This window comes from Coprococcus sp. AF102-57 (genome assembly GCF_027686195.1).
Lineage (GTDB): Bacteria > Bacillota > Clostridia > Lachnospirales > Lachnospiraceae > Allocoprococcus > Allocoprococcus comes.
Genome location: NZ_JAQCSY010000021.1, coordinates 53,355 through 62,322 on the forward strand (window position 1 = coordinate 53,355; position 8,968 = coordinate 62,322).

At 45.9% G+C, this 8,968-nt stretch carries 10 protein-coding genes; all 10 read left to right on the plus strand.

Going from position 1 to position 8,968, the window contains the following annotated elements:
* Positions 1-301: 301 nt before the first annotated feature.
* The 10 genes from PGZ10_RS12930 (at position 302) to PGZ10_RS12975 (ending at position 8,890) form a co-directional block, all read left to right on the plus strand.
* A complete protein-coding gene (locus PGZ10_RS12930; RefSeq protein ID WP_008369294.1) occupies positions 302-2,389 on the plus strand; it encodes a polyribonucleotide nucleotidyltransferase in 2,088 nt (695 codons plus the stop codon).
* A 104-nt stretch (positions 2,390-2,493) separates the two neighbouring features.
* Positions 2,494-3,411 (plus strand): stage III sporulation protein AA, encoded by a 918-nt coding sequence (gene spoIIIAA / locus PGZ10_RS12935; protein WP_008369292.1) that lies wholly within the window; start codon positions 2,494-2,496, stop codon positions 3,409-3,411.
* Entirely contained in the window at positions 3,402-3,920 is a 519-nt protein-coding gene (locus PGZ10_RS12940) for a stage III sporulation protein AB (protein ID WP_117556511.1), read from the plus strand. Before spoIIIAA ends, PGZ10_RS12940 begins: the two co-directional genes overlap by 10 nt.
* 13 nt (positions 3,921-3,933) lie before the next feature.
* Positions 3,934-4,128 (plus strand): stage III sporulation protein AC, encoded by a 195-nt coding sequence (spoIIIAC, locus tag PGZ10_RS12945; protein ID WP_008369289.1) that lies wholly within the window; start codon positions 3,934-3,936, stop codon positions 4,126-4,128.
* A 12-nt stretch (positions 4,129-4,140) separates the two neighbouring features.
* On the plus strand, positions 4,141-4,524 hold the full coding sequence (locus PGZ10_RS12950; protein ID WP_117556513.1) for a SpoIIIAC/SpoIIIAD family protein: 384 nt from the start codon (positions 4,141-4,143) through the stop codon (positions 4,522-4,524).
* 15 nt (positions 4,525-4,539) lie between these two features.
* Positions 4,540-5,754, plus strand: coding sequence for a stage III sporulation protein AE (locus PGZ10_RS12955; RefSeq protein ID WP_270541586.1), 1,215 nt, complete (start codon positions 4,540-4,542; stop codon positions 5,752-5,754).
* 10 nt (positions 5,755-5,764) lie between these two features.
* On the plus strand, positions 5,765-6,034 hold the full coding sequence (locus PGZ10_RS12960) for a stage III sporulation protein AF (RefSeq protein ID WP_243002770.1): 270 nt from the start codon (positions 5,765-5,767) through the stop codon (positions 6,032-6,034).
* Entirely contained in the window at positions 6,031-6,567 is a 537-nt protein-coding gene (locus tag PGZ10_RS12965) for a stage III sporulation protein AG (protein ID WP_270541588.1), read from the plus strand. The genes PGZ10_RS12960 and PGZ10_RS12965 overlap by 4 nt, the downstream gene beginning before the upstream one ends.
* Before the next feature lie 26 nt (positions 6,568-6,593).
* Entirely contained in the window at positions 6,594-7,229 is a 636-nt protein-coding gene (locus PGZ10_RS12970) for a SpoIIIAH-like family protein (protein ID WP_008369281.1), read from the plus strand.
* A 68-nt stretch (positions 7,230-7,297) separates the two neighbouring features.
* Entirely contained in the window at positions 7,298-8,890 is a 1,593-nt protein-coding gene (locus PGZ10_RS12975; protein WP_008369278.1) for a peptide chain release factor 3, read from the plus strand.
* Positions 8,891-8,968: the final 78 nt, after the last annotated feature.

Genomic DNA, 8,968 nt, shown 5'->3' on the forward strand with positions numbered 1-8,968 from the left:
CAGCTGGATGTCTTCGCTCCCTGTTTGTTTACGCAAACAATGAGCCGAACCGGTACAACATGCATCATCCATGCCAATCAGCATAGTGATTGACATGGGAGTGACCAATAACCGTGTTTTGCCACATTTTAAAGTTAGTTATATAGAATCTTGCAAGAGATGTAAGGATATGATATAATACAAAAGATTGTGGGTAGAGATTGCGTCCGAGACCACTGAAAAGTATATTTTGAGAAGTGTATTTTTCAGTAGTTTCGGAGATTTTACCCGTCAGATAAACAGATAAAAAAGGAGAACATTTATGTACAAAAAGTTTGAAATGGAACTGGCAGGCCGTACACTCCGCGTAGATGTTGGAAGAGTTGCCAAACAGGCGAACGGCGCAGTACTTATGCATTATGGTGATACAGTTGTGCTTTCAACAGCAACTGCATCCGACAAACCAAGAGAAGGAATTGACTTCTTCCCGCTCAGCGTTGAATACAATGAGAAGCTTTATGCAGTAGGAAAGATCCCGGGAGGATTTAACAAGAGAGAAGGAAAAGCATCAGAAAATGCTGTTCTTACCTGCCGTGTGATCGACCGTCCGATGAGACCGCTTTTCCCGAAGGATTACAGAAATGATGTAACTTTGGAGAACCTGGTTCTCTCTGTTGAACAGGACTGCTCACCGGAGCTTACCGCTATGCTTGGATCAGCGATTGCAACTGCTATTTCTGATATCCCGTTCGATGGTCCGACAGCTTCTACCCAGGTAGGACTTGTTGACGGAGAACTGGTATTCAATCCAACCGCAGAGCAGAAAGAAAAGTCCGACCTTGCACTGACTGTTGCATCTACAAGAGAAAAGGTAATCATGATTGAAGCCGGAGCAAATGAAGTACCGGAAGCTAAGATGCTCGAAGCCATCTTCGCGGCGCATGAAGTGAATCAGAAAGTCATCGCATTCATCGACCAGATCGTTGCAGAATGTGGAAAACCAAAACATGATTATGTAAGCTTTGCAGTACCGGAAGAACTTTTTGAAGCGATTCAGAAGATCGTAACACCGGAAGAGATGGAAGTTGCAGTATTCACAGATGACAAGCAGACAAGAGAAGAAAACATCCGTAAGATCACAGAAAAGCTGGAAGAAGCTTTTGCTGATAACGAAGAATGGCTTGCCAAACTTGGTGAAGCTGTATATCAGTACCAGAAGAAGGTTGTCCGCAAGATGATCCTCAAAGACCACAAGCGTCCGGACGGTCGTGCAATCGAAGAAATCCGTCCACTTGCCGCAGAAATTGACCTGATCCCGAGAGTACATGGTTCTGCTATGTTTACACGTGGACAGACACAGATCTGTACCATCACCACACTGGCTCCGCTTTCAGAAGCACAGAAGGTAGACGGACTGGATGAATCTGAGACATCCAAGAGATATATGCATCACTATAACTTCCCGTCATACTCTGTAGGTGAGACAAGACCTTCCAGAGGACCGGGACGTCGTGAGATCGGACATGGAGCCCTTGCTGAGAGAGCACTGGTACCGGTACTTCCGTCAGAGGAAGAATTTCCGTATGCGATCCGTACCGTATCTGAGACATTTGAATCTAACGGTTCTACTTCTCAGGCAAGTGTATGTGCATCTTCTATGTCACTTATGGCAGCCGGTGTACCAATCAAATCTGCAGTTGCAGGTATCTCATGTGGTCTGGTAACAGGTGCTACTGACGATGATTACCTGGTACTTACAGATATTCAGGGGCTGGAAGATTTCTTCGGAGATATGGACTTCAAGGTAGCAGGTACACATAAAGGTATCACAGCGATCCAGATGGATATTAAGATCCATGGACTGACAAGACCGATCATCGAAGAAGCAATTGCACGTACAAGAAAAGCAAGAGTTTACATTCTGGATGAAGTTATGGCTAAGACAATCGCTGAGCCAAGAGCACAGGTTGGCAAGTATGCACCGAAGATCATTCAGATGAATATTGATCCGGCTAAGATTGGTGAAGTTGTAGGTCAGAGAGGAAAGACCATCAACGCAATCATCGAAAAGACAGGCGTTAAGATTGATATCACAGATGAAGGAAGTGTATCTATCTGTGGCGTAGATGCAGACAGCATGGAACAGGCAAGAAAGATGATCGCTACCATCGTAACAGACTTCGAGGCAGGAATGGTTCTTGAAGGTGATGTTGTAAGCATCAAAGAATTCGGCGCATTCATCGAATTTGCACCGGGCAAAGAAGGAATGGTACACATTTCCAAAATCGCTAAGCAGAGAATCGATCATGTAGAAGATGTTCTTTCTATCGGAGATCACGTCAAAGTGGTTTGCCTTGGAAAAGACAAGATGGGACGTTTGAGCTTCAGCATCAAAGATGTTGCAGAATAAAGTTTTATAAAATCAGAAGGACTTTACCAGTATCGGTAGAGTCCTTTTTTAGTTCTATTTTTCTCCTGCCTTCCATATACATTTTTTAAAGAGAGGTGGACAAGATGAGAAGAGAAAAGAAAGATCAAATTCTGGCGGTGCTTCCGGAGAAAATCCGAGGGATCCTGTTGAATCATGGACTGGATTTTGAGAAGATCCAGGAGATCCGGCTTCGGGAAGAACAGCCGCTTGCAGTGAAAAAAGAGGGAAAGGAAGAACTTTTTACCCATCGGGTGACAAAAGAAGAACTGCGTGAAACGATGGAATATGTATCCAATTATTCCCTGTATGCCTATGAAAATGAACTGCGCCAGGGGTTTCTGACGATTGAAGGAGGGCATCGGGTCGGAATTTCCGGGAAAATTATTTCGGAAAAGGAACAGATCCGGAATTTTCAGTATATTACATCGATCAATATCCGAATCTGCCATGAGATTACAGGTTGTGCGAATAAACTGTTTCCTGTGATCCTTGAAAAAGGAAGACTTTGCCATACCATGATCATTTCCCCACCAGGTGGAGGAAAGACTACACTTTTGCGGGATCTGGTGCGGCAGATTTCGGATGGGAACCGCTGGGTGGAAGGAAGAAATGTGGGTGTGGTGGATGAACGTTCAGAGATTGGAGGATGCTATCGTGGCGTGCCACAGAACCAGCTTGGGATGCGGACAGATATTCTGGACAACTGCCCGAAAGCAGAAGGAATGATGATGCTGGTGCGGTCTATGGCGCCGGAGGTGATCGCGGCAGATGAGATCGGGACAGCGAAGGATGTAGAGGCGATCGAGTACGCCATGCACTGTGGGGCAACCATGCTGACGACGGTGCATGGTTCCGGTATGGATGAGATCCGTGAAAAGCCACTGGTCAGCAATCTGGTAAAGGAAAGATGCTTTGCCAGATATGTTGTGATGAAATCCGGGAAACATGTAGGAGAAATTGAAGGGATTTATAACGAACGGGGAGAAAAACTGTGTATCTGAAAATGGTCGGATGCCTGGGAATTGTGGCGGCGACATCCGGCTATGGATACAGCAGGGGAATGGAATATCAGAGGCAGATCACGGATACCGGAGAGCTGCAAAGAGTGATAAGGCAGCTTGCGGGAGAAATGGAGTATACTTATGCACCACTCGCCCAGGTATGCGCTTCTGTTTCCCGAAGATGCAGTCAGAACTACAGGATCTGGTTGGAACATCTGGCAAAAGAATTGGAGATGCCGTCAAGAAGTCTTGCAATAATCTGGGAGAGGTGCTGCGAAAGTGATCTTGAATGTCTGCTCCTTGGCAGGGAGGAAAGGGTACGTCTGCATGAGCTTGGTATACAGCTTGGCAGCCTGGATAAGAAGCAGGAAATGCAGATTTTCTTGCAGTATGCAGAATTTCTGGAAGAAAAAAGAGGCGGTCTTTTAAAAGAAATTCAGGAAAAACGGAGGCTTTGCAATCTGCTGGGTGTTACAGCAGGGCTTTTCCTGACAATTTTGATTCTGTAAATAGGAGCGAAACATGAGTGTAAATCTGATATTTAAAATTGCGGCAGTCGGGATTCTGGTTTCTGTCCTGGGACAGGTGCTGAAACACAGCGGAAGAGAAGAACAGGCATTTCTCACAAGCCTTGCAGGACTGCTCCTGGTTTTATTCTGGATCCTTCCTTATATTTCAGATCTGTTTGACGATATCAGACGGCTCTTTGCTCTGTAAAGGAGGGAAAAGATGAGTATCCTTAAGGCAGCCTGCATCGGGATTGCAGGAACTTTTCTGGCATTACAATTTCAAAATACCAGAAAAGAGTATGGGATCTATCTGGGGATTGCGGTCAGCATTTTCCTTTTTCTCGGAATGAGCCGGAATCTGTCGGTGATCCGGGAAACTTTGGAATTGGTTGGCAGCTTTGTAAAGATCGATGCGGTATATCTGACGGCAATGCTGAAAATCCTGGGTGTGACCTATTTGGCGGAATTTGCGGCAGCAATCTGCAAGGATGCCGGTTATCAGACGATCGCCGGGCAGATCGAGGTCTTTGCAAGGCTCAGTATACTTGCAATAGGAATGCCGATATTAAAAGCACTGCTTCTTGCAATCCGCGAACTTGGATAGTAAAAGGGAAGAAAAATGAAACATTATTTTCAGAAATATGGTATAGCATGCATGATCGGACTTGTAATCTTCGTACTGATACTGCCGGTACAGGTATTTGCGGCAGGGGAAGATTCCTCTTCGGAAAACAGCCGGACAGAAGATAATATGACAGAAACGGATCTGGAAAAAACGCAGGAGGAAACAGAGCAGAAAATCTGGGAGCTGACAGAGGTAAAGGATCTGGATACGGCAATCCGGAAACTGTTCCCGGAAGAAAAACTGCATTTTCAGGATCTTGTTGAGTCTGTGATCCGGCAGGATGAAAACCTGTCTGCCGGACAGATCAGAAACTTTGTGACGGATCAGTTTTTTTATGTGCTGAAGGTCAATAAACCGGTGCTTGCATCTATCATTTTTCTGGTGCTGATCGCAGCGGTTTTTTCCAACTTTTCGGAAGTGTTTCAGAACTGTCAGATCTCACAGACCGCCTTTTTTCTGGTATACCTGTCTGTGATTACAGTCGGCATACGGAATTTTCAGGCGGCAGCCGGGGAGGTACAGCAGGGACTCGAAAATCTGATCCTCTTTATGCGAGTACTTTGTCCGGTCTACTTTGTCTGTATGGCAGTCGCAGTGGGAAGTATTTCTGCGATCGCATTTTACAATCTGGCGCTTTTCCTGATTTTTCTTGTGGAACTTGTGATTTTGAAATGGATCGTTCCACTGATCCAGATCGCACTTCTGATGGAGATCCTGAACAATCTGACAGAGGAGGAATTTCTTTCTAAGGCAGCGGAACTTTTGCGACTTGTAATCGGATGGAGTCTGAAAAGTCTGCTTGCCCTGGTGACGGGGATCGGGTTTATCGAGCGGATAATCAGTCCGGCGGCAGATCAGGTGAAAAGGAGTGTCTGGACAAAGGGCGTGGGAATGATTCCTGGAATCGGTGATGTAGTCAGCGGGACAAGCGAAGTCGTGCTTGGAAGTGCGGTCCTTTTAAAAAATGGAGTTGGAATTGCAGGGGCACTGCTTGTAACGGGAGTTGTGATGATCCCGGTCATCAATATGGGAATTCTGACGCTTCTTTACAAAGGAACGGCGGCACTTATCCAGCCGGTGTCTGATAAACGGATCGTGGAGGCCATCAGTTTTACCGGGGAAGGTTATCATATGCTGCTAAAGACGGTGCTTACAACGGGGGTACTGTTTCTGGTGACACTTGCAGTTGCGGCATCGGCAGCTTCGTAGGAGGGATAAAATGATACAGCTGGTTTACAGGTGGATGCAGAATCTCGCCGTTTATATGATTCTTGTAACCGCATTTTTGCAGGCACTCCCAGAAAACAGCTACCGGAAATATGTCCGTTTTTTCTGTGGACTTCTTCTGACAGTTCTGCTTGCCCAGCCGGTTCTGGACCTTATGGGGGCAGCCGGACAGGTGACGGAGCTGTACCGGACGGCGGAGTATGAGCAGATGGTAAAAGAGATGGAGCATGCGGCGGATTTGCTCGAAAAGGGCGGTGAATGAAGATGTTTGAAATCCGGAAAATAAAAAAAGACAAGTGGCTGATCATATTGCTTGTCGGACTGCTTCTGGTTGTAATCGCGATGCCTGCCTCCGATATAAAATCAGATCAGACACAGGATGAACAGCAGATGCAGAAGGTGGGAAATGCATCGGAGGATACCTATACAGATGCACTGGAAACACGGCTGGAAAATGCACTGGCAAAAGTAGAAGGAGTTGGAAATGTAAAGGTGATGATCACTCTGGCTTCTTCCTCGGAAAAGGTAGTGGAAAAGGATCAGGAGATGACAAGTGAGGTGCAGGAAGGGGAGAGCGGAGGAAAAAATACCAGTTCTTCAGAGACGGCAGTTTATGCAAACGGAAATGGAGAAGAAACGCCATATGTGAAACAGGAATTAAGTCCCCGGATAGAAGGTGTTCTCGTAATTGCAGATGGCGGAGATAATGCCATCGTGATTGAAAATATCACAGAGGCTGTGCAGGCATTATTCGGAGTAGACACGCATAAGATAAAAGTAATGAAGCATAACTAAAAAAGAATCTTATAGGAGGAAGGCTAGTGAAAAAAGTATTTAAGAAAAATCAGATTGTGATTGCGGTTCTTGCGGTGATGATCGCTGCGGCAGGATATCTGAACTATTCCGGAAAAATTTTTGGCTCGAAAAACAAAACAGCAGAGACGGGAAGCGAGATGGCAAATAAGGAACTTCTGGATATTTCGGATCAGGACACAGGAGGTGACAGCTCCCTCCAGACAGCAGATAACGATCAGGTGGACGGAAATCCGGGAGAGGCGGTGCTGACAAATGGATCGGTCAGTGCGCTTGTAGCACAGGCAAAAGTGAACCGGGAGCAGGTGCGGGCAAAAAACAAAGAAACCCTGCAGGCGATCATTGATAATGCAGATATCGCAGAAGACCAGAAAGCAGATGCAGTTGCACAGATGGTGGAGATGACACAGCGCGCCGAACAGGAGGTTGCAATTGAGACTCTGCTTGCCAGCAAAGGCTTTCAGGATGCGGTGGTAAGTCTTACCGAAGAATCCGCAGATGTGGTTGTTGATGTGGCGGATTTGTCGGATGCAAAACGGGCACAGATCGAGGATATTGTCACACGCAAAGCAGAGGTAAATGCTGCAAATGTGGTGATCACACCGATCCATGAAAGTACAAATACGAGTGAATCAGGGGATTGATATTATAGCAAAAATACCATATAATAAGAGTTTGAGTGACATTGAGAAAATAGTAGGAGTAGAATAACATGGCAGATTTTACGAATGAGATAAAGAAAAGAAGAACATTTGCGATCATTTCCCATCCGGATGCAGGTAAGACTACCCTGACAGAGAAGTTTCTGTTATATGGTGGGGCAATCAATCAGGCAGGTTCTGTAAAAGGAAAGGCAACAGCGAAACATGCGGTTTCAGACTGGATGGAGATTGAAAAAGAAAGAGGTATTTCGGTAACATCTTCTGTCCTGCAGTTCCAGTATGACGGTTATTGCATCAACATTCTGGATACACCGGGACATCAGGATTTCTCGGAAGATACTTATCGTACTCTTATGGCGGCCGATTCGGCGGTTATGGTGATCGATGGATCAAAAGGTGTGGAGGCACAGACAAGAAAGCTGTTCAAAGTCTGCGTCATGCGTCATATTCCGATTTTTACATTTATCAATAAAATGGACCGTGAAGCGATGGATACCTTTGAATTACTGGATGATATTGAAAAGGAACTGGGGATCGCTACCTGTCCGATCAACTGGCCGATCGGTTCCGGAAAAGAATTCCGCGGCGTATTTGACCGGAACAGCAGAGAGCTGGAGATTTTCTCAGATACCAAGAAAGGAACCTCGATCGGGGAAGTTGAGAAGGTTTCCATCGACAGTGAGGAAGCAAAGAGCATCGTAAGTGAAGCACAGTTCGCACAGCTGGAAGAAGAGATTGAGCTTCTGGACGGAGCGAGTGCGGAATTTGACCAGGAGATGGTCAGCAAAGGAGAACTCTCTCCGGTATTTTTCGGATCAGCTCTGACCAACTTCGGTGTGGAGACCTTTCTTCAGCATTTCCTTAAAATGACGACTTCGCCGCTTCCGAGAATGTCCGACAAAGGATTGATCGATCCGATGAAAGAAGAAGATTTCTCCGCATTTGTGTTTAAGATCCAGGCAAATATGAATAAGGCACACCGGGACAGAATCGCATTTATGCGTATCTGTTCCGGTGAGTTCAAGGCAGGCATGGATGTTTTCCATATCCAGGGAGGCAGGAAAGTCCGTCTGTCACAGCCACAGCAGATGATGGCGAGTGAACGCCACATGATCGATACTGCTTATGGTGGAGACATCATCGGTGTATTTGATCCTGGTATCTTCTCCATTGGAGATACACTGACCAATTCAGCGGAAAAATTTGCATACGAAGGAATTCCGACTTTCGCACCGGAACATTTTGCCAGAGTACGCCAGGTGGATACGATGAAGAGAAAGCAGTTCATCAAGGGAATCAACGAGATCGCACAGGAAGGCGCGATCCAGATTTTCCAGGAATTCAACACAGGTATGGAAGAGATCATCGTCGGTGTAGTCGGTGTCCTGCAGTTTGATGTATTAAAATACCGTCTGGAAAATGAATATAACGTGGAGATCCGTCTGGAACCACTTCCATACGAACATATCCGCTGGATCGAGAATGAAGAAATCAATATGGACAAGCTGGTCGGCACATCCGATATGAAGAAGATCAAGGACCTGAAAGACAGACCGCTTCTTCTGTTTGTCAACAGCTGGAGCATCCGTATGGTGCTGGAACGAAACGAAGGACTGAAACTTTCCGAATTCGGACGTTCCTAAAAAACTTTCCAATAAGGATCTTTTATGTTACAATGAACGCATAGCGACGAGCGCAGGGAAGGGAAGAAAGTGATCGGC

Coding starts and splice junctions, on each gene's coding strand:
- spoIIIAC (WP_008369289.1), top strand. CDS start 3,934: ATGAGTGTAAATCTGATATTTAAAATTGCGGCAGTCGGGATTCTGGTT.
- PGZ10_RS12950 (WP_117556513.1), top strand. CDS start 4,141: ATGAGTATCCTTAAGGCAGCCTGCATCGGGATTGCAGGAACTTTTCTG.
- PGZ10_RS12960 (WP_243002770.1), top strand. CDS start 5,765: ATGATACAGCTGGTTTACAGGTGGATGCAGAATCTCGCCGTTTATATG.
- spoIIIAA (WP_008369292.1), top strand. CDS start 2,494: ATGAGAAGAGAAAAGAAAGATCAAATTCTGGCGGTGCTTCCGGAGAAA.
- PGZ10_RS12965 (WP_270541588.1), top strand. CDS start 6,031: ATGAAGATGTTTGAAATCCGGAAAATAAAAAAAGACAAGTGGCTGATC.
- PGZ10_RS12975 (WP_008369278.1), top strand. CDS start 7,298: ATGGCAGATTTTACGAATGAGATAAAGAAAAGAAGAACATTTGCGATC.
- PGZ10_RS12930 (WP_008369294.1), top strand. CDS start 302: ATGTACAAAAAGTTTGAAATGGAACTGGCAGGCCGTACACTCCGCGTA.
- PGZ10_RS12955 (WP_270541586.1), top strand. CDS start 4,540: ATGAAACATTATTTTCAGAAATATGGTATAGCATGCATGATCGGACTT.